General features: G+C 64.4%; 16 protein-coding genes. 8 read left to right on the top strand and 8 right to left on the bottom strand.

Going from position 1 to position 18,927, the window contains the following annotated elements:
* The first annotated feature begins 303 nt into the window (after positions 1 to 303).
* The 8 genes from A7Q26_RS17675 to A7Q26_RS17640 all read left to right on the top strand — a co-directional run bounded on the left by A7Q26_RS17675 (position 304) and on the right by A7Q26_RS17640 (position 8,869).
* The gene (locus tag A7Q26_RS17675) at positions 304 to 2,064 is read left to right on the top strand and encodes a PHA/PHB synthase family protein (protein ID WP_025291826.1); all 1,761 of its coding nucleotides are present in this window, start codon (positions 304 to 306) and stop codon (positions 2,062 to 2,064) included.
* 18 nt (positions 2,065 to 2,082) lie between these two features.
* Positions 2,083 to 3,495: a bifunctional enoyl-CoA hydratase/phosphate acetyltransferase gene (locus tag A7Q26_RS17670; RefSeq protein ID WP_157102615.1), complete on the top strand. Its 1,413-nt coding sequence runs from the start codon at positions 2,083 to 2,085 to the stop codon at positions 3,493 to 3,495.
* Complete coding sequence (locus tag A7Q26_RS17665) at positions 3,492 to 4,688, top strand: acetate/propionate family kinase (protein ID WP_025291824.1); 1,197 nt, start codon at positions 3,492 to 3,494, stop codon at positions 4,686 to 4,688. The genes A7Q26_RS17670 and A7Q26_RS17665 overlap by 4 nt, the downstream gene beginning before the upstream one ends.
* 163 nt (positions 4,689 to 4,851) lie before the next feature.
* Positions 4,852 to 5,964, top strand: coding sequence for an ABC transporter permease (locus A7Q26_RS17660; protein WP_066862165.1), 1,113 nt, complete (start codon positions 4,852 to 4,854; stop codon positions 5,962 to 5,964).
* Positions 5,961 to 6,749 (top strand): ABC transporter ATP-binding protein, encoded by a 789-nt coding sequence (locus A7Q26_RS17655; protein ID WP_025291822.1) that lies wholly within the window; start codon positions 5,961 to 5,963, stop codon positions 6,747 to 6,749. Before A7Q26_RS17660 ends, A7Q26_RS17655 begins: the two co-directional genes overlap by 4 nt.
* Positions 6,749 to 7,684 (top strand): MlaD family protein, encoded by a 936-nt coding sequence (locus tag A7Q26_RS17650; protein ID WP_066862162.1) that lies wholly within the window; start codon positions 6,749 to 6,751, stop codon positions 7,682 to 7,684. Before A7Q26_RS17655 ends, A7Q26_RS17650 begins: the two co-directional genes overlap by 1 nt.
* A complete protein-coding gene (locus A7Q26_RS17645; RefSeq protein ID WP_066862159.1) occupies positions 7,681 to 8,361 on the top strand; it encodes an ABC-type transport auxiliary lipoprotein family protein in 681 nt (226 codons plus the stop codon). Before A7Q26_RS17650 ends, A7Q26_RS17645 begins: the two co-directional genes overlap by 4 nt.
* Complete coding sequence (locus tag A7Q26_RS17640) at positions 8,351 to 8,869, top strand: GNAT family N-acetyltransferase (protein ID WP_066862156.1); 519 nt, start codon at positions 8,351 to 8,353, stop codon at positions 8,867 to 8,869. Before A7Q26_RS17645 ends, A7Q26_RS17640 begins: the two co-directional genes overlap by 11 nt.
* 220 nt (positions 8,870 to 9,089) lie before the next feature.
* On the opposite strand, the gene tnpC is transcribed toward A7Q26_RS17640, so the two are convergent.
* The 8 genes from tnpC to A7Q26_RS17600 form a co-directional block, all read right to left on the bottom strand.
* On the bottom strand, positions 9,090 to 10,649 hold the full coding sequence (gene tnpC, locus A7Q26_RS17635; RefSeq protein ID WP_066862154.1) for an IS66 family transposase: 1,560 nt from the start codon (positions 10,647 to 10,649) through the stop codon (positions 9,090 to 9,092).
* A gap of 67 nt (positions 10,650 to 10,716) precedes the next feature.
* A complete protein-coding gene (gene tnpB / locus A7Q26_RS17630) occupies positions 10,717 to 11,070 on the bottom strand; it encodes an IS66 family insertion sequence element accessory protein TnpB (RefSeq protein WP_066862151.1) in 354 nt (117 codons plus the stop codon).
* Entirely contained in the window at positions 11,067 to 11,423 is a 357-nt protein-coding gene (gene tnpA / locus A7Q26_RS17625; RefSeq protein WP_066862148.1) for an IS66-like element accessory protein TnpA, read from the bottom strand. The genes tnpB and tnpA overlap by 4 nt, the downstream gene beginning before the upstream one ends.
* Positions 11,424 to 11,658: 235 nt before the next feature.
* Positions 11,659 to 12,231 carry a hypothetical protein gene (locus A7Q26_RS17620; RefSeq protein ID WP_157102597.1) on the bottom strand — a complete coding sequence of 191 codons (573 nt, stop codon included), beginning with the start codon at positions 12,229 to 12,231 and terminating at the stop codon, positions 11,659 to 11,661.
* A 252-nt stretch (positions 12,232 to 12,483) separates the two neighbouring features.
* The gene (locus tag A7Q26_RS17615; protein ID WP_025291816.1) at positions 12,484 to 13,608 is read right to left on the bottom strand and encodes an ABC transporter permease; all 1,125 of its coding nucleotides are present in this window, start codon (positions 13,606 to 13,608) and stop codon (positions 12,484 to 12,486) included.
* 1 nt (position 13,609) lies between these two features.
* Positions 13,610 to 16,381, bottom strand: a complete 2,772-nt coding sequence (gene rbbA / locus A7Q26_RS17610) for a ribosome-associated ATPase/putative transporter RbbA (protein WP_025291815.1) — start codon at positions 16,379 to 16,381, stop codon at positions 13,610 to 13,612.
* Positions 16,378 to 17,451 carry an HlyD family secretion protein gene (locus tag A7Q26_RS17605; protein WP_066862145.1) on the bottom strand — a complete coding sequence of 358 codons (1,074 nt, stop codon included), beginning with the start codon at positions 17,449 to 17,451 and terminating at the stop codon, positions 16,378 to 16,380. Before A7Q26_RS17605 ends, rbbA begins: the two co-directional genes overlap by 4 nt.
* A complete protein-coding gene (locus A7Q26_RS17600; protein ID WP_025291813.1) occupies positions 17,448 to 18,845 on the bottom strand; it encodes an efflux transporter outer membrane subunit in 1,398 nt (465 codons plus the stop codon). The genes A7Q26_RS17605 and A7Q26_RS17600 overlap by 4 nt, the downstream gene beginning before the upstream one ends.
* Positions 18,846 to 18,927: the final 82 nt, after the last annotated feature.

The raw sequence follows: 18,927 nt of genomic DNA, 5'->3' as shown, positions 1-18,927 counted from the left end.
TTGATAAACAGCGGTTCGGGCGTCGTCGACGCTTCAGCGCCTCGGCGGCGATGGATCGCTAACAAGAATGTCCCGGAGCAGCCGGCGGACTTGCACAATGCACCGCCTCCGCGATACCATTTGCTGCAAATGCGAAGGCGCGATTCTTTTCCTGGCCGGATCACGCATTCGCTCAAAATACATGAAATTACGGGCGAAGTAATGCCGGCGGAATGCTGCAGGGGCAGCCGGCATGGGGCATTTACGTAATGCGCTTGCACGCGTGGAGCTGCAGTAGAAACGGGATTTTTCAGGAGCTTCAAGATGGCAGCAACGCATTCACGCCAGGACGCGTCCGATCCGCTCGACGGCATAGCCGAAACCCTCGACCGGGCCGCTATCGCCGGGATCGCGCAATTGACCAGCGGGCTTTCGCCGGCGACCATCGTGCAGGCCTTCTCCGACTGGGGCATGCATCTTGCCAGCTCGCCGGGCAAGCAACTTCAGCTGGCGGCCAAGACGGCACGCAAATTCGTGCGGCTCGGCGACTATGCCGTGCGCAGCATCGGCGACCATGACGCTGCTCCCGCGATCGAGCCGCTGCCGCAGGATCGACGCTTTACCGATCCGGCATGGAAGGAGGCACCCTACAACGTCATCGCCCAGGCTTTCCTCCTCAACCAGCAATGGTGGCATGCCGCCACGACCGGCGTGATGGGTGTCACGAGGCATCATGAGGACATGGTCGCCTTCGGAATGCGGCAAATCCTCGACACGATGGCGCCGACCAACTTCATCGCCACCAACCCGGTCCTCCAGAAGCGGATATTCGAGACCGGCGGGCAGTGCCTCATCGAAGGTGCCAGGCAATTGCTGGAGGACATGCAGCGCACCATGCGCGGCGAACCACCGATAGGCACCGAAGCGTTCGAGGTCGGGAAGGGCATCGCCGTCACGCCCGGCAAAGTCGTCTATCGAAACGCGCTGATCGAGCTGATCGAATATGCGCCCACCACCGACAAGGTGCGGCCGGAGCCCATCCTGATCGTGCCGGCCTGGATCATGAAATATTATATTCTCGACCTTTCGCCGGAGAACTCGCTGGTCCGCTGGCTCACCGCGCAGGGATATACGGTCTTCATCATCTCCTGGCACAATCCGGTCAGCGCCGACCGCGACCTCGACATGGAGGCCTACCGGCGGCTGGGTCCGATGGCCGCGCTCGACGCCGTGACCGCGATCACGGGATCGTCGGCCGTTCACGCCGTCGGCTATTGTATCGGCGGCACGCTGCTGTCGATCGCGGCGGCGGCGATGGCGCGCGAGGGCGACGACCGGTTCGCCACGGTGACGTTGTTCGCCGCGCAGACCGAGTTCAGCGAGCCAGGCGAGCTTGGCCTGTTCATCGACGAGGCGCAGCTCAGCGTGCTCGACAACATGATGTGGAGTAAGGGCTATCTCGACGGCACACAGATGGGCGGCGCCTTCCAGATCCTGCGCTCGAACGATCTGGTCTGGTCGCGGATCCTCAATACTTACCTGATGGGCGAGCGCGAGCCGATGTCGGACCTGATGGCCTGGAACGCCGATGCCACGCGGATGCCCTACGTCATGCACAGCCAATATCTGCGCCGCCTGTTCCTCGACGATGATCTCGCCGAGGGCCGCTACAAAGTCGATGGCCGGACGATCAGCCTGTCGGCGCTGCGCCAGCCGATGTTCGTCGTCGGCACCGAGCGCGACCATGTCGCGCCCTGGCGCTCGGTCCACAAGATCCACATGCTGAGCAGCGCGGAGATCACCTTCGCACTGACCAGCGGCGGGCACAATGCCGGGATCGTCTCCGAGCCCGGACACAAGGGGCGGCGCTATCATATCCTCACCCGCGAAACGGATGGCGCCGCGCTCGATCCGGACGAGTGGATGGCACTTGCGCCGGTGCGGGAGGGATCCTGGTGGGTCGGCTGGGAGGAGTGGCTGCGCGCGCATTCGGGCGAGCCGATCGCGCCGCCCCCGCTAGGCGCGCCCGACAAGGGCTATCCGATTCTGGAGGACGCCCCGGGGCGCTATGTGCTGGAGCATTGAGCGGTGGTTTTGACCGACATGATCGAGAACCGCACCTTCGACGAAATCGCCATCGGCGATACGGCGAGCATTACCCGCACGCTGCGCGAGCAGGATATCCAGCTCTTCGCGCTCGTCTCGGGCGACGCATATCCTGCGCATCTCGACGCCGATCATGCGGGGACCGACCTGTCGCACCGTATGATCGCCCACGGCATGTGGGGCGGAGGCTTGATCTCAGCTGTTCTCGACACCGAGCTGCCCGGACCGGGCGCAAGCTACCTGAGCCAGTCATTGCGCTTCGTCCGGCCGGTGGGTCTGGGCGACGCCATCACAACTTCGGTGAAGGTAACCGAGAAACGATCCGAGCATCATGTGCTTTTGCTCGATTGTCGCTGCGTCAACCAGAACGGCGACGAGATCATCACGGGCCAGGCCGAGGTCAGGGCGCCAACCGAGAAGATCCGCCTTCCGCGAATGGCGCTCCCCGACGTTCGCATCTCCGGTCATGACAGCTATCGCAAACTGATCGAACGGACCAAAGCGGACGTGGCGCCGCAGACCGCCGTCGCCCATCCCTGCAGCGCCGCGGCGATGACCGCGGTGGTCGACGCTGCCGAGGCCGGTCTGATCACACCGATTCTGGTCGGGCCGGAAGCCCGGATCCGCGCGGCGGCGCATGAGGCGGAGAAAGACATCTCCGCATATCGTGTCGTGCCCGCCGCGCACAGCCACGCCGCTGCGGCAGCGGCGGTCGCGCTTGTCCATTCGGGCGAAGCGAAGCTGCTCATGAAGGGATCGCTCCACACCGATGAACTGATGAGCGCGGTGGTCTCCTCCTCGACAGGCCTGCGGACGGAGCGGCGCATCAGCCACGCCTATCTGATGGACGTGCCCGGCCATCCCACGCCGCTCATCATCACCGACGCTGCGATCAACATCGAACCGAGTCTCGAGGAAAAAGCCGACATCATCCGCAACGCCATCGATCTCGCGCATGTGATCGGGATCGAAAGTCCCAGGGTCGCGATCCTCTCGGCGGTAGAGACGGTCAATCCGTCGATGCGATCGACGCTCGACGCCGCCGCGCTCTGCAAGATGGCCGATCGCGGCCAGATCTCAGGCGGTGTGCTCGATGGCCCGCTGGCGTTCGACAATGCGATCAGCGAGGCGGCGGCGAAGGAAAAGGGCATTGTCTCGCCCGTCGCAGGCAAGGCGGAAATCCTGGTCGTGCCCACCCTCGAGGCCGGAAACATGCTCGCCAAGCAACTCACCTTCCTGGGTGGGGCGGACGCCGCCGGGGTGGTGCTGGGCGCCCGCGTGCCGATCATCCTCACCAGCCGCGCGGATTCCCTGCGCACCCGTCTCGCCTCCTGCGCAGTCGCGGTGCTGCTCGCGCGCGCCGCCACCATGGCGGCGCCGGGCCTGCCCGAAGGCAAGCCGCTGGCATGAGCCGCGCCATTGTCAGCCTCAACGCCGGATCGTCGAGCATCAAGTTCGCGCTGTTCACGCTGGACGCCGACGGCCCGCGTCATGCCGCGGCCGGCAAGCTGGAAGGGATCGGCATAGCGCCGCGGCTCGTGGCGCGCGACGCCGAGGGCACCGTCCTGGTCGACCGCAACTGGACAAATGGCGCGGGGCTGACCCACGAGGTCCTGCTGCATGACCTGTTCACCTGGGCAGGAGATCACCTGCCCGAGCATGAGATCATCGCCATCGGCCATCGCGTCGTCCATGGCGGAATGTGGTTTGCGCGGCCGCTTCTGGTCGACGACGCCCTGCTCGCGGCACTGGACGCGCTGTGCCCCTTGGCGCCGCTCCACCAGCCCCACAATCTCGCCGCGATCCGGGCCATCCGCGCGCTGGCGCCCGCCCTTCCCCAGGTCGCCTGCTTCGATACCGCCTTCCATCACGACCGCGCGGACACCGCCACGCGTTTCGCCCTGCCTCGCGCGCTGCACGACAAGGGTATCCGGCGTTACGGTTTCCACGGCCTTTCCTATGAATATATCGCGCGGACACTGCAGGAAATCGACCCGGAGCTGGCGGGCGGGCGAGTGATCGTCGCCCACCTGGGAAACGGCGCGAGCCTGTGCGCGATGCATGACGGAAAGAGCGTCGATACGACGATGGGCTTCACCGCGCTCGACGGGCTGATGATGGGAACGCGCTGCGGCGCGATCGATCCCGGCGTTGTGCTTCACCTGCAGACCCAGGAAGGGATGAGCGCAGTGGACGTCGAGGCACTGCTCTACAACCGGTCGGGATTGCTCGGCGTTTCCGGAGTTTCCAGCGACATGCGGGCGCTTCACAAGAGCGATGACCCTTGCGCCGCCGAAGCGATCGACCTCTTCACCTGGCGCGCGGCGCGGGAAGCTGCGGCGCTGGTTGGCGCGCTGGGCGGCCTCGACGGACTGGTTTTCACCGCGGGCATTGGCGAAAACGATCCCACCGTCCGCGCGGTAATCTGCGAGCGACTGGGCTGGCTGGGCATCGCCATCGACCCGTCGGCGAACGCATGCGACGCGCCAATCATCAGCACTGCGGACAGCCGGATCACCGTTCGCGTCATTCCGACCGACGAGGAACGCATGATCGCCATCCATACCATCGGCGCCTTGCCTACGGCGGGAGGTGGTCAGTGAGACCTGTTGCCGCCTGGGCCGCCGGAGCTCGGTTCGCTGCCAGCACGGAAAGCGATATCGCTGGTCGGTCGACCCATGGAGTCCCGTGCGCCCGGTACGGCCATAATCTCTTTGGTAATCGTCGACCACCGCCCCGCATTCAACCGGGAGCCGTTCTCCTGCGATGACGAGCGCGGATTGGCATCTCTATGATCGCAACGGCGAGATGACGCTTCACATGACCGGCGACTGGACGGCGCTGGCCCTGGGGAACGCCCTCGACCGATTGTCCGCACACCTCGGAGAGAGAGGCATGGTTCAGCGGGTTGATCTGTCTGACCTGGGGCGGGTCGATACGGCTGGCGCGCTTGCGTTGCTGCAGTTCGTGCCCAAAGAGGTCGACATAGACTGTGGCCCGCGAGAGGATCTGCGCCGGCTGATCGAACTCGTCCGGCCGGCGCTATACACTGAAACGCCGCCCCGGCGGGGTTCCGGGGGGATAGTGGGCTTTTTCGACCGTTTCGGACGCCAGGTGGTCCAGCTCGGCGGCGAAGCTTACGCCATGCTCGAATTCACCGGTCGGCTGATCGCGGCGCTCGGCCGGACGTTTTTTCATCCGCGCCGCCTGCGCGTGACGCCGTTGGTCGCAATGATGCAGGACGCGGGCGTCAACGCCTTGCCGATCGTTTTCGTGATGACCTTCTTCATCGGTGCGGTCATCGCATTGGTCGGCACCAACCTGCTGACGACACTCGGCGTGGAAGTGTTCACGGTCCAGCTGGTCGCGGTGGCGATCCTGCGCGAGTTCGGCGTGGTCATCGCCGCGATCCTGCTGTCGGGCCGCTCCGCATCGTCCTTCGCAGCGCAGATCGGCTCGATGCGCATGAACCAGGAAACCGACGCGATGCAGGTGATGGGCGTCGACCGTTTCGACGCGCTGGTCATCCCCCGCGTCCTGGCCGCGCTGCTGATGATGCCGCTGATGACTTTCTGCGCGGATATCGGCGGCATTGCCGGCGGCTTGCTGGTCAGCTGGGCGACAATCGATATCAGCCCGGTCTTCTTCATCCAGCGCACGCTCGAAACGGTGAATATCAAGCATTTCTGGATCGGCATGAGCAAGGCGCCGTTCCTGGCGATCGTCATCGCCGCCGCTGGCTGCCGGCATGGCCTGATGGTTGGTGGCGACGTCCAAAGCCTCGGCCGCAACGTCACCTCCGCGGTCGTCCAGTCGGTCTTCATGGTCATCATGTTCGACGCGATCTTCGCGGTGCTCTTCATGGTGCTGGACCTGTGAGTGCGCCATCAACCACCGACAGCGACGATGCGCCGATCCGCGTCAGCGGCCTGCGAACGGCGTTCGGCGAAAAGGTCATCCACGAGGATCTTGATCTCGAGGTCCGGCGCGGCGAGATACTCGGCGTCGTGGGCGGCTCCGGTTCGGGCAAATCGGTGCTGCTCAACACCATCCTCGGCCTCAAGCGACCCGATGGCGGGACCGTCGAAATCTTCGGTCGGCACATCGATGATCCGGGCGCGCAGGCCGATATCGAACGGCGCATCGGCGTGATGTTCCAGCAGGGCGCCCTGTTCTCCTTCCTCACCGTGGAGGAGAATGTCGAGACACCGCTCCTCGAGCATGCGCATCTCTCAAGGGACTTTGTACGCGATCTCGCCCGGCTGAAGATCAAGTTGGCGGGTCTGCCCGACGATGCCGGCATCCTGAAGCCCGCCGAGCTGTCCGGCGGCATGCGCAAGCGCGCGGGTGTCGCCCGCGCCATCGCACTCGATCCCGAGATCCTGTTCCTCGACGAGCCGACAGCCGGACTCGATCCGATCGCGGCGAGCGAGTTTGACGATCTCGTCAGGACGCTGCGTGATGCGCTCGGCTTCACCGTCTTCATGATCACCCACGATCTCGATACGCTCTATGCCATCTGCGACCGGGTTGCCGTCGTCGCCGACAGGAAGATTGTCGCCATCGCGCCGGTCGCCGAGCTCGAGCGATCGGACCATCCCTGGATCAGGCGCTATTTTCTGGGGCCGCGCGGCCGTGCCGCCAAGAAGCAGAAGGAAGGCTGATGGAACGCCACGCCAATTATGCGCTGGTGGGCGCTATCTCGATCGTGCTGCTCATCGCCGCGATCGTTTTCGTGGTCTGGTTGGGCGGCTCGCAGTTCAGACGGGAGCACGATCCCTTCCAGGTCGTGTTTCATGGCCCGGTGCGGGGTCTGAGCGTCGGAGCCGAGGTCCAGTTCAATGGCATCAAGGTCGGCGAGATCCAGCGGATCAGGCTCGACGCGCGCGATCCCAACCGCGTGGTCACCGACATCGAGGTCAACCGCGGGACACCAGTGCGCGTGGATTCGATGGCGTCCACTGAAACGCAGGGAATTTCCGGCGTCAGTATCGTGCAGATCAGCGCCGGGACGGCCAGCAAACCGCTGTTGCGCCGCGTCGATCACAGCAGGCGCCCCGTGATTCCCAGCAAGCCCAACGCATTGTCTTCGCTGTTGCAAGGAGGAGGCCAGATGGTGGCAAGCGCCACCGAAGCACTCACTCGCGTGAACAGGCTTCTGTCCGATCGCAACATCGCCAATGTCGGGGCCGCCATCCATGACGTCCGGACGACGACCGCGGAACTTGCGGCGAACCGGACGATGATCGCCAACGCGGCCTCGGCCATGGCCAAACTCGACCGCGCCGCCACCGATATTCAGGAAGCGGCGGCGTCAGTCCGTCAGATCGCCGATGGCAATGGAAAACGCGCGCTTGCGGATGTGTCAGGGGCAGCGGGCGAACTCAAGGCGGCGGTTCACGAGGCGCGCGGCGTCATCGCGAAGCTCGATACGCAAAGCGGCGACCTGGGCACGACTACTCTTCCCAACATCAACGCCACCATGCTCACGCTGCAGGAAACGGCGGAATCGCTGGACGGCCTGATCCGCCAGATCCGCCAAAGTCCTCGTCAGGCGCTTAGCAAGGATAGCGGCAAGGAACTGGAGCTACCGCGATGATTTTTTCTCCAGGCAATCGGACGTTGGTGCTCTTGCTGGGGGCATCGCTGCTGGGCAGCTGCGGCAGCCTGCTGGGTGGCGGCAGACGGGACGATCTCTTTCGCTTCGGCGTAGTCGAGCGTGCTGATGCCCCTTCCGCGCGATACCCGGTTCCGCGCCGGACGCTGACGTTGCTGCGATCGCGGTTCGCGCCCGAGATCGAGGGCGATCGCATCCTGACGACGCGCGGCGAGCGCGCCCTCTACATCAAGGATGCCCGCTGGGTGGCTTCCGTGCCCGACCTGTTCGCCCAGACCCTCGAGCGGCAGTTCGAGACGCGCGCGCCAGGCATCCGGCTGGCAGCGCCGAGGAACGCGGCGGGAGCATCACAGGCCTTGCAGGTCACCGTCGACCGCTTCGAAGCGCGTTACCATGGCGAAGGAGATCAAAAGGCTCCGCCTACGGTCCTCGTCGCCGGTGGCATGACTTTGTTCGACCTCGATGACCGGCAGCCTGTCGCGTCCTGTCGGTTGTCGGTCGAGGAACCCGCTATGACGAACAGCACGACCGGAATAGTAGCCGCGTTCAATCGGGCGGCTGTCCGCTATGCGGCATCCATCGCCGACCGGAGCGCGCAGACGTCATGCACCGACAGCATGGATGCAAAAACTCGGAAAGGTCAGAACGATGAGCGATAACCCAACCTCGCTGGTCACGCGCAGCGGACTCAAGTTGCTGGTGAGACCCGCAGACACACACGACGAGGCGACTTTGAAGCATTTGTTCCACCATGTGAGCCATGAAGATCTGCGCTTCCGGTTCCTGTCTGGATTGAACGAAATCGGGCCGGAGCAACTCCGGGCCCTGACGCCGATCGATGACGGCAACGCAATAAGCTATCTTGCGTTCGATGCCGAGAGCAGCGCCGCAATTGCAAGCGCGATGCTCGTATCCGATGCAGCGGGCGAGCGGGGCGAGATAGCAATCTCGGTTGACGCGGACTATCGGCACAGAGGCGTCGGATGGACACTGCTCTCTTTCATGGCCGATGAGGCCGAAGCGCGAGGGCTATCGACAATCGAGTCAATCGAGAGCCGCGCCAATACCGCTGCAATCGGACTCGAGCGCGACATGGGATTCTCGGTGGAAGAATATCCCGGGGACTCGACCCTGGTCCTGGTCAGGAAGAAGCTGCGCCCCGTTTGACCGCCGGCGCGCGGCGTTCAACAAGCCAGTGCCGCGGCAATCGCATCCTTCAATGGCGTCGTTGCGCCCTGTCCGGCCGCGGCATCCGACTGGGCAAGCATTGCCGCCACCGCCTCGGACAGGCCCGTGCCAACCAGCGCCGCTTTGTCGTCGGCCTCGCTCAGGTTGCGAAATATGACCGTCTTACCGTAAGCGCTAAAACACCCCCACTCGGCGGCATTCAGGCGGCCTGATCGATAATGGCGCTAGCGACGGAGCGACTATCTACCCAGTTGTAGGGGAGTAGATCATTGATCGGATCTGTATCGCCGCGCAGGATGATGCGGGCGAGGACATCGGTGAGGTAAGCCTGGGGGTTAATGCCGCCCAGCTTACAAGTTTCGATGAGGCTGGCGAAGGTCGCCCAGTTTTCGGCCCCCAGGTCATGACCTGTGAACAGGGCATTTTTACGCTGGAGCGTAAGCGGCCTGATTGATCGCTCGACGGTGTTGTTGTCCAGCTCGATCCGCCCATCCTCAAGGAAGCGGACGAGGCCTTTCCAGTGGTTGAGGGTGTAGCGGATGGCTTCGGCCGTGTTGGATCCTCGGGGCAGCTTGGGCAGCATTTCCTCAAGCCAAGGCAGCATGTCCGCGATGATCGAAGCGGATTCAGCTTGGCGGACCGCCAACCTGTGTTCGGGGCTGGAACCTCGGATACGCGCCTCGATTTTGTAGAGGCTGGCGATCCGCCGCAGCGCCTCATCGGCGACCGGAGCGTTGCCACCCTTGGCATCGTCGAAGAAGCCACGCCTGACATGCGCCCAGCAGAAGGCGAGCGTTCCAGGACCACCCTTCCGGTCCGGCACCTCGATATGCTTGTAGGCGCCATAGCCGTCGCACTGAACGATGCCGGTAAAATCCCCGAGCAGCTTTTCCGCCCAGACTTTCCCGCGACCCGGCATGTAGGTGTAGACGACCGCCGGTGGATCGGTGCCGCCATGCGCCCCATCATCACGCGCGATCGCCCAGAGATAGCCCGTCTTCACCTTGCCGGTGCCGGGTGCCAGGACCTTGGCGGTGGTCTCATCAACGAACAGCCTTGCGCTCGTTAGGAGGTCGGCTTTCATCCTGTTGGTCAGGCGGCCGAGCCAGGCGGCGGCTCGACCCGCCCAGTTGCACATGGTTCCCCGGTCGATCTCGATACCCTGACGCCGCAATGCCTGGGCCTGCCGATAGAAGGGCATGTGATCGGCATATTTCTTGACCAGCACATCGGCGACCAGCGCCTCGGTGGGCAGGCCGCCTGGCACCACATGCTTGGCCGCGGGCGCCTGGAACACGCCATCGCTGCACGCCCGGCACGCCATTTTCGGGCGGAACGTCACGATCACGCGATACTGGACCGGGATGACATCGAGCCGGCTCGATATGTCGCTGTCTATGCAGTGCAGCGCGCCTCCGCAGCACGGACATTCCGTTTCGCCTGGAAGGATCACTTCCTCAACGCAGGTCAGGTGCGCCGGCAGCGACGCCCGCGCAGTCCCGCTTTCCCTCCGCGCCCGTTCCTTCTTCTGACCTGCCGCCTGCTCGCCAAGCGCCTCCAGTTCAGCACGGGCGACGTCGAGATCATCGAAGGCAAGCGCCAACTGATCTTCGCTCAGCTTTTCCGACCGTTTCCCGAATGTCGTGCGGGTGATCTGGTCGATGATGTGCTGCATCCGAGCTTCACGCTCGAGGCCGGCCAGGACCATCGCCTTGAGGGTGGCGACATCGTCAGGAAGGTCGGTTGCCGTGGCGGACATGCCCCATTTCTGGCAGTTTGGGAGCGATCCGCAATGGCATTTCGATCAGGGGAATCAGGCGTGCGACCTATCGCGTCGTCACCGGAGCCTGAGTGCGCGGCGTGTGCATTTTCGACCATTGCAGCCCTTCGAACAAGGCTGACGCTTGCGATGCCGACAGCCGCATCACGCCATCGTGCGCCCGGGGCCAATGAAAGCCTCCGATCTGCAAGACCTTGCTCACAAGTACCAGGCCAGTGCCGTCCCAGACCAGCAGCTTGATCCTGTTCGCCCGCTTCGAGCGGAAGATGAAGACCACCCCCGAGAAGGGTTTGAGCCCGAGTTCATGCTCGACCAGCGCCGCCAGGCTGACGGCGCCTTTCCTGAAGTCGACCGGCTTTGTCGCCACCATCACCTTGAGCGGCCCTGGCGGGATAATCATCCCGACCGGCTCACAGCGGCGAGCACCCGAGCGATATGATCCTCGCTCGCGCCCGGCGGCACATGGATCGCGAGGGCGGCCGTGCGGATCACGATCTCATCGCCTCCACCATCAGCCGAGCCGGTGCCGCCAGCATCTTCGATCACCGCCGGGACAAAGCCCAGCTTCTTGCTGGCCAGGCGTTTGCCCGGAATACTGTCATGCCGCCACGCATAAAGCTGCTGTGGCAGCAGTCCATGCGTTCGCGCAATTTCTGCGATGTTGGCGCCGGGCTCAAAACTCGACGCGATGATCCGGGCCTTGGCCTCGGCCGACCAGCGACGCCGCATCGGCCCTGCTGGAATGACGTCCATACGCGAGGGCCGATGGCCCTCCTGCCTTTCGAAACCTGTTTCGAATGTACTTATATCATCGGCCACTACGATACCCCTCAGACGAGGGGCGAAACATAGCCAGATCAGCGCTTACGAAAATGTGGGGAGGTTTTTGCGCTTACGTCTTACCCGCCTGGCGGGAGAGTTCGTCCGCGAATTCGGCGGCCCCGAGGAGCCAGGTGACGAGCGGCAACGGCCTTGGATGAGACCGTCCCTATTCCGGCTTCACAGACGGCGCCAACGCCCGCAATCGACCGATCAATGCGTCCAGCCGCTGTTCGGCTTCTACATGATCGGCCTCGGGATAGGCTGTCGCGACACGGGCGCCCCAATAGCCGAGATCGACCGTCGTGAGGCTGAATTCAAAGCGGACGCCTTCGCGGACGCCACGGAAGCGCCCGCGCCACACGGAATCCTCTGGTACGTCTGGAAGAACGACCTGCCCCTCGGTCAGCGGCGTACTTTCATCGAAATAGCCGCGCACTTGCCCTTTCATGATCGTATAATGCTCCTTCGCCGACATTTGCTCGATGTGAACAAGCGAGATGCGCGCGACGATCGCCGCGCCATGCACTGGCGAGTGATATTCGACGGAAACATACTGGCCGCTGGGATCATATCCTTGCTCCGCCACGCGCGTGAATCCGGCGAGTATATGTGGAAAGCGTGTACCGCTTCCCTCATGCACCAGCGTTCCGTCGGGATCGAGGCGGAAGCCCGCCGGGACGGTCGCTCTGGCGGCGGCGGGTGCCGCCTGGGCGGCGGTGCACGCCGAAAGCCCAAGCAAGGCACTCAGGACAAGCGGTGCGATACATTGAAGACGCGGCTTCCTTTTCATTCAGGAAGCTTCGCCATGATGATGGCGGCGATCGCCATCATCAGACCTGCCGTCAATCCATACAGGAAAATGACATCGATCGACTGACGAATTCTGTCCAGGGCGTGCATGGCAATTCCTCCTATGTGATGAGAAATGTTTCGCGCAGCCGCGTCGACGGGCATATTGGTAGTGTTACTGAGCCGGCCATCCTATGCCCGCTTATGCCATCGTTCCGATCGTCTTGCGGAACCGCGAAAGCGCGATCAGGAAGAACACCGCGCCGATCGCAATGATCGCCAGGAATTGCGGCCAGACCACGTCGAGCCCGGCGCCGCGATAGAGGATCGATTGCGCCATCTTGACGAAGTGGGTGGTGGGCGCGGCGAGCATCACGGTCTGCACGATCTCGGGCATGCTCTCGCGAGGTGTCGTGCCGCCCGAGAGCATCTGGAGCGGCAGTAGCACGAGCATCAGCAGCAGCCCGAACTGCGGCATGGACCGCGCGATCGTACCCATGAAGATGCCCATCGACGTGGTCGCGAACAGGTGAAGCCCAGCCCCGAGGAGAAAGAGCGGGATCGATCCCTCGATGGGAACCTTCAATATCCCTTCGATCACGAAAAGAAGCGCGAAGGCGCAGGCGACAAGCACGACGAGCCCCATCGCCCAGACCTTGCTCGCCATGATTTCGAACGGCGTGACCGGCATCACCAGCAGATGCTCGATCGTGCCATGCTCGCGCTCCCGGATCAGCGCGGCGCCGGTCAGTACGATCGAGAGCATGGTGACGTTGTTGATGATCTCCATTACCGACCCGAACCAACTCTGCGCCAGCGTCGGGTTGAAACGGGCGCGCAGGGCCAGGTCGACGGGCGGTGGTGCTGTCGCCCGCGTACCCCGCATGAACTCCGAGACCTCGCCCTGGACGATCTGCTGGATGTAGCCGCCGCCGGTGAAGGCCTGGCTCATCCGCGTGGCATCGATGTTGAGCTGAACGGTCGGCTGGCGGCCGGCGAGCACGTCGCGCTGGAAATCGGGCGGCAGGTCGAGCGCGAAGGTGTAGCGTCCGGCATCCATGGCCGGATCGACCTCGCCCAGAGGAATCAATGCAGGCTTGGTGAAGTGCGGGGGATAAAAGGCCCCGGTGATCCGGTTCGACAGCGGCGACTGGTCCTCGTCGACGATCGCGATCGGCGCCTTGTGCAAGGTCTCTGGCATGGCGGAAGCCGCCACGTAGATGCCGAGCGAAAAGGCATAGGCGATCAGCACCAGCATCATCGGATCGCGCCACAGGCTGCGCAGTTCCTTGATCCCGAGGCGGAGGATATTGGCCGTGTGCCGCATTCTAGGCCTCCTGCTTCTTGAGGAGCGCGACGGACAGCGCGAGCAGCACCGGCACAGCTACGGCCAATGCCAGCAGCGGCTGGCCGAGATCGCCAAAGCCCAGCCCCTTCGAGAAGACGCCCCGGCAGATGGTGACGAAATAGGTGGTCGGAAAGATCGTGCCGACAAATGCACCGACGCCCTCAAGCGAGGATACCGGGTTGATCAACCCGGAAAATTGAACCGCCGGGAGGATGGTGCCGATCGCGGTCGCGAACAACGCGGCGATCTGGCTGCGCATGAAGATCGAGAAGAGCAGCCCGATCGCGGTCGCGGACATAGTGTAGAACAAGGCCGCCACCGTCATCGCCAGCAGGTTGCCGGTGATCGGCACGCGAAAGACGAGCAACGCCAGGAGCACCAGCAGGACATAGTTGAGCATGGCAAGCGCGACATAGGGCAACTGCTTGCCCAGCAGGAACTCGATCCGCGTGATCGGCGTGACATAGAAGTTGATGATCGAGCCGAGCTCCTTCTCGCGCACGACGCTGAGTGCCGTCAGCATCGCCGGAAACAGCAGCAGCAGGATCGGGATGACCGCCGGAGCGATCGCGACCAGGCTCTTGACGTCGGGATTGTAGCGATAGCGCATCTCGATGTTGATGAGACCGCCCGAGGGCTTCGCCCCCAATTCCTGCGTCGCCATTTCTCCCAGCCATTGGGCGTGCATCGCCTGGATATAGCCCTGCACGGTCTCGGCACGCTGCGGCATGGCGCCGTCGATCCACACGCCGATCTGCACCGGCGTGCCGCGTCTCAGATCGCGCGCGAAGTTGGGTGGGAGCTCGATCGCGACGCTGAGCTCCCCGTCGCGCATGCGCCGGTCGAGCTGCGCATAGTCGGTGATCGGCGGACGTTCGACGAAATAGCGCGACCCGGCGAGGTTGAGCGCATAGTTCTGGCTGGTGGTCGTGCCGTCGCGGTCGAGGACCGCAAAGGGCAGATCCTCCACGTCCATGCTGATCCCATAGCCCATGATGAACATGAGCAATACGCTTCCCAACAGGGCGAGCGTGGCGCGGATCGGATCGCGGCGCAACTCCAGCGCCTCGCGCCGGGAATAGCTCATCATGCGCCGGCGGCTGAAGGTGCGGGTAAAGGACGAACCGGACTGAGCCATGCTCCCGGCGGCCGGCACTGGCGCCGCCGTTCGCGTCCCTACCCTTTCGTCCCTGCCGGCCGCGTCTTCGAGATGGCTGATGAACGCGTCCTCGAGATTCTTGCTGCCGCGCTTTGCGACGATCGCCGCCGGCGTGTCGCTGACGAGCACCTTGCCGGCGTGCATCAGCGAAATCCGGTCGCAACGCTCGGCCTCGTTCATGAAATGCGTGGATATGAAGATCGTCACCTTGTCGCCCCGCGACAGGTCGATCATCATCTGCCAGAACTGGTCGCGCGCGATCGGATCCACGCCTGAGGTCGGTTCGTCGAGGATCAACATCTCGGGCTTATGGATCATCGCCACCGCCAGACTGAGGCGCTGCCGCTGTCCGAGCGGGAGGGCGTCGGGCAGCGCGTTCATGATATCGGCCAGGCCGAACCGCTCGGCCATCTCTTCGATCCGCGCGGGGATCTGGGCGGTGGGCACGTGGAAGAGCTGCGCATGCAGCTCGAGATTCTGCCTGACGGTGAGTTCGGAATAGAGCGAGAAGGCCTGCGACATGTAACCGACCCGCTGGCGCGTCGCCATGTCGTCATTCTCGACCTTGCTCCCGAACAGCCAGGCCTCGCCCTCGCTCGCCTTGAGCAGGCCGGTCAGCATCTTCATCGTCGTCGACTTGCCGCAGCCGTTCGACCCCAGGAAACCGAAGATCTCGCCGCGTTCGATCCGGAAATCGACATGATCGACAGCGGTAAAATCGCCAAAGCGCATGGTGAGTCCACTGGCCTCGATGGCGATCTCGGCCTCGCCCCCGTCGCTGCGCGGCGGGATCGTCACCGGCTTGTGACCGCGCCGCCGTTCCTCGGGCAGCAGAGCGATGAACGCCTGTTCCAGCTGGTCCGTGCCGGTGCGTCGATAGAAGTCCGTGGGCGTGCCGATGGCGAGGATTTGCCCGGCATCCATCGCCACCAGCCAGTCGAACCGCGCGGCCTCCTCCATATAGGCGGTGGCGACCAGCACGCTCATATGCGGCCGGTCGCCCCGGATGCGGTCGATCAGGTCCCAGAACTGCGCGCGTGACAGCGGATCGACGCCCGTGGTCGGCTCATCGAGCAGCAGGAAATCGGGGTCGTGGATGAGGGCACAGCATAGCCCCAGCTTTTGTTTCATTCCGCCCGAAAGCTTGCCGGCAGGACGTTTGCGAAACGGCGCAAGGCCGGTGCTCTCCGTAAGCTCTGTGATCCGCCGCTCGCGTTCCTGTGCATCCTGCCCGAACAGGCGCGCGAAAAATTCCAGATTCTCGTCAACGGACAAAGTCGGATAGAGGTTCTTGCCCAGACCCTGCGGCATATAGGCGATGCGAGGGCAAACCGCTTCGCGATGCGTCCTATCCGCCATGTCGCCGCCGAGCACCTCGATGTTGCCCTGCTGGATCGCGCGCGCGCCGGCGATCAGCGAGAACAGGGTGGACTTGCCCACCCCATCGGGGCCGATCAGCGCCACCATCCTGCCGGCGGGAATCTCGAGCTCGATGCCATCGAGCGCCCGCGTCTTGCCATAATCCAGGCTTACGCCCGAAAGACGGGCTGCCATCGCCGGCACGGCGCTTTCCGGCATGCCGGGCGTGATCATCGCGGCACGTTTACGGTCAGCTTCGCCGGCCACTGGGTGCTGCGGTCGATGCGGACATAGGCCATGCCGGGAAGCCCGGTCTTGACCTGGGTGATGTGGCGATCGAGCAAGGCGGGATCGATCCGCGCCTTCACCCGAAACATCAGCTTCTGCCGCTCGCTTGTCGTCTCCACCGTCTTGGGCGTGAACTGGGCGACATCGGCGACGAACGAGACTTTGGCGGGGATCACGAAGTCGGGCGCGGCATCCAGCACGATCCGCACGTCGCTCCCCAGCGCCACGCGTCCCGCTACCGTCTCAGGCAGGAAGAAGGTCATGTAGACGTCGCCGAGATTGACGAGGTTGAGCACCCTCCCGCCGCCGGCGACGACCTCGCCCGGCTGGGCCACGCGATACTGGACCCTTCCCCCAGCCGGCGCGCGCAGGGCGCTGTCGCGAATATCGGCCTCGATCCGCTCGATCGTCGCGCGCGCCGCGTCGACGTTCGAGCGCGCGCCGATCACCTGGCTGCGCGCGGTGCCGATGGCCGCATCGACCGACGCCATTTGCGCGCGCGCCGCCTCGACCGCCGCGGTCGCTCCTTCGACTTGCGCCTGATCGTCGTCGCGCTCCTGCGCGGCGGTCGCGCCCTCGCGCGCCAGCGTCTCCGAGCGAGCGAACCGCTTGCGCGCGGCATTGAGTTCGGCCTCGCGCTGCCGCACGGCGGCGAGCGCGGCGGCGCGCTCGCTCTGGCGCTGCGACACCTGGCTTTGGGCGACCAGAATCGCGTTGATGGCCTGGGCAAGCTGGGCCTGCGCCTCCGAGCGCTGGGCGTTGAGGACATCGGTGTCCATGTGGGCGACGATCTGTCCCGCCTTCACGAAGTCGCCCTCGTCGGCGACGATGTCGCGGATGCGCCCGGGAGTCTTGGCCGAGACATCGATCTCGATCGCCTCGATCCGGCCGTTGCCGCCGACGATACCGTCGGGCAGGTCGCTCGGCTTGAGCGCCAGCCACAGGATGAAGGCCGCCACGCCAACCGCCGCGGCGATGGCGCCCCTGATAATCCACGTCTTCCAAGGCGTCGTCATTGTGCTGGATTCCCGGTTTCGGCTGCGTTGATGTCGAAGGCTGGATTTTGCAGGAAGCCCCCACCCAGCGCCGCATAGAGTGCAACGGCGCTCGCAAGCTCGGCGCGCCGGAGCTGGACGAGCGTCTGCTCGGTGTCGAACAGGTCCCGCTGCGCGTCGAGGACTTCAAGATAGGCCGAGCGCCCGTTATCGAAGCGCAATTGGGCGAGCCGCGCGCGTTCCTGAAGCGCAGCGAGCATGACGCGCGTCGTTTCGATCTGGAGGCCGAGTTGCCGGCGCCGGACCAGCGCGTCCGAGACATCGCGAAACGCCGCCTGCACCGTCTTTTCGTAGTCGGCAACGGCGATCACCTGCCGGGCCTTCGTCACATCGAGGTTGGCCGCCAGCCGGCCTGCGTTGAACAACGGCAGGCTGATCGTCGGAGAGAAGTTCCAGGAAAGGCTGCCATTCTTGAACAGGCCGTCCAGTTCGCTGCTTGCGGTCCCGAAGGTCCCGGTCAGATTGATGTTCGGAAAGAAGGCGGCGCGGGCGGCGCCGATATTCGCATTGGCGGCGCGCAGCGAATATTCCGCCGCCACGATATCGGGCCGGTTGGCGAGAAGCTCCGACGGCAAGCCCGGAGGAAGTACAACCTCCGGCGCAACTTCGGCGAGGCCGAGCGGCCCCGGCCGCATATCGACCGGACGCCCGACCAGCAGTGCGAGGGCATTGCGATTGACGTCACGGTCCTGATCGAGCGCCTGCAGCGCCGTCTGCGCTTGTGCCAGCAGGGTTTGCGCCTGGGTCATCTCCAGTTTCGAGCCCGAGCCCACTTCGTAGCGCCGCCGCATGATCCGCAGCGATTCCTCGCGCGTGGCGATCGTGCGGACCGCCAATACGGCGCGCTCCTCATATTCGCGCTCGAGCAGATAACCGTTGGCGATCTGGGCGATGAGATCGGTCGCGATCGCGCGCCGCGCTTCCTCCGTCGCCAGATATTGCGCCCGCGCCGCCTCGTTGAGATTGCGCAGCCGGCCCCAGAAGTCGATCTCCCAACCGGCGCTGAGTTGGCCGTAGATCTGGTTGCCTGTAACTGCCTGGCCCGTCATCGACAGATCCGCGGGGGTGCGTGCCCGGGTTCCAGTGGCAACGGCGTCGAGCTGGGGGTAGAGCGCCGATCCCTGGATCCGCCACGCCGCCCGCGCTTCCGCGATGCGCCCCGAGGCAATCCGGATATCGCGGTTGTTCTCGAGCGCTGCGGCGATCAGCGCGCGAAGCTGCTCCTCGCGGAAGAAATCATGCCAGCCGATGCGGGCGATGGACGGCGACCCGGGTGCCGATGCCGCATAGGTTTGTGGAACCGGCTGCGGAGGGCGGACATGCGCCGGCGCGAACGAGCAGCCGGCCAGTAGCATAGACGCAGTGAGACAGGCCGCGCTTATGGCTGGCGACCGGTATCGGGTCCTTGTGATCTCTGGAATGGCCATATCGCCGCGC

The organism is Sphingobium sp. TCM1, assembly GCF_001650725.1.
Classification (GTDB): domain Bacteria; phylum Pseudomonadota; class Alphaproteobacteria; order Sphingomonadales; family Sphingomonadaceae; genus Sphingobium.
This window is presented reverse-complemented; position numbering and strand designations above follow the sequence as displayed.

Excerpts from the sequence above, each read along its gene's own strand:
- A7Q26_RS17640 (WP_066862156.1), top strand. The coding sequence starts at position 8,351 with ATGAGCGATAACCCAACCTCGCTGGTCACGCGCAGCGGACTCAAGTTG.
- A7Q26_RS17645 (WP_066862159.1), top strand. The coding sequence starts at position 7,681 with ATGATTTTTTCTCCAGGCAATCGGACGTTGGTGCTCTTGCTGGGGGCA.
- A7Q26_RS17605 (WP_066862145.1), bottom strand. The coding sequence starts at position 17,451 with ATGACGACGCCTTGGAAGACGTGGATTATCAGGGGCGCCATCGCCGCG.
- tnpC (WP_066862154.1), bottom strand. The coding sequence starts at position 10,649 with ATGTCCGCCACGGCAACCGACCTTCCTGACGATGTCGCCACCCTCAAG.
- A7Q26_RS17665 (WP_025291824.1), top strand. The coding sequence starts at position 3,492 with ATGAGCCGCGCCATTGTCAGCCTCAACGCCGGATCGTCGAGCATCAAG.
- tnpA (WP_066862148.1), bottom strand. The coding sequence starts at position 11,423 with ATGGACGTCATTCCAGCAGGGCCGATGCGGCGTCGCTGGTCGGCCGAG.
- rbbA (WP_025291815.1), bottom strand. The coding sequence starts at position 16,381 with ATGATCACGCCCGGCATGCCGGAAAGCGCCGTGCCGGCGATGGCAGCC.
- A7Q26_RS17675 (WP_025291826.1), top strand. The coding sequence starts at position 304 with ATGGCAGCAACGCATTCACGCCAGGACGCGTCCGATCCGCTCGACGGC.
- A7Q26_RS17615 (WP_025291816.1), bottom strand. The coding sequence starts at position 13,608 with ATGCGGCACACGGCCAATATCCTCCGCCTCGGGATCAAGGAACTGCGC.
- A7Q26_RS17600 (WP_025291813.1), bottom strand. The coding sequence starts at position 18,845 with ATGCTACTGGCCGGCTGCTCGTTCGCGCCGGCGCATGTCCGCCCTCCG.
- tnpB (WP_066862151.1), bottom strand. The coding sequence starts at position 11,070 with ATGATTATCCCGCCAGGGCCGCTCAAGGTGATGGTGGCGACAAAGCCG.
- A7Q26_RS17660 (WP_066862165.1), top strand. The coding sequence starts at position 4,852 with ATGACGAGCGCGGATTGGCATCTCTATGATCGCAACGGCGAGATGACG.
- A7Q26_RS17650 (WP_066862162.1), top strand. The coding sequence starts at position 6,749 with ATGGAACGCCACGCCAATTATGCGCTGGTGGGCGCTATCTCGATCGTG.
- A7Q26_RS17670 (WP_157102615.1), top strand. The coding sequence starts at position 2,083 with ATGATCGAGAACCGCACCTTCGACGAAATCGCCATCGGCGATACGGCG.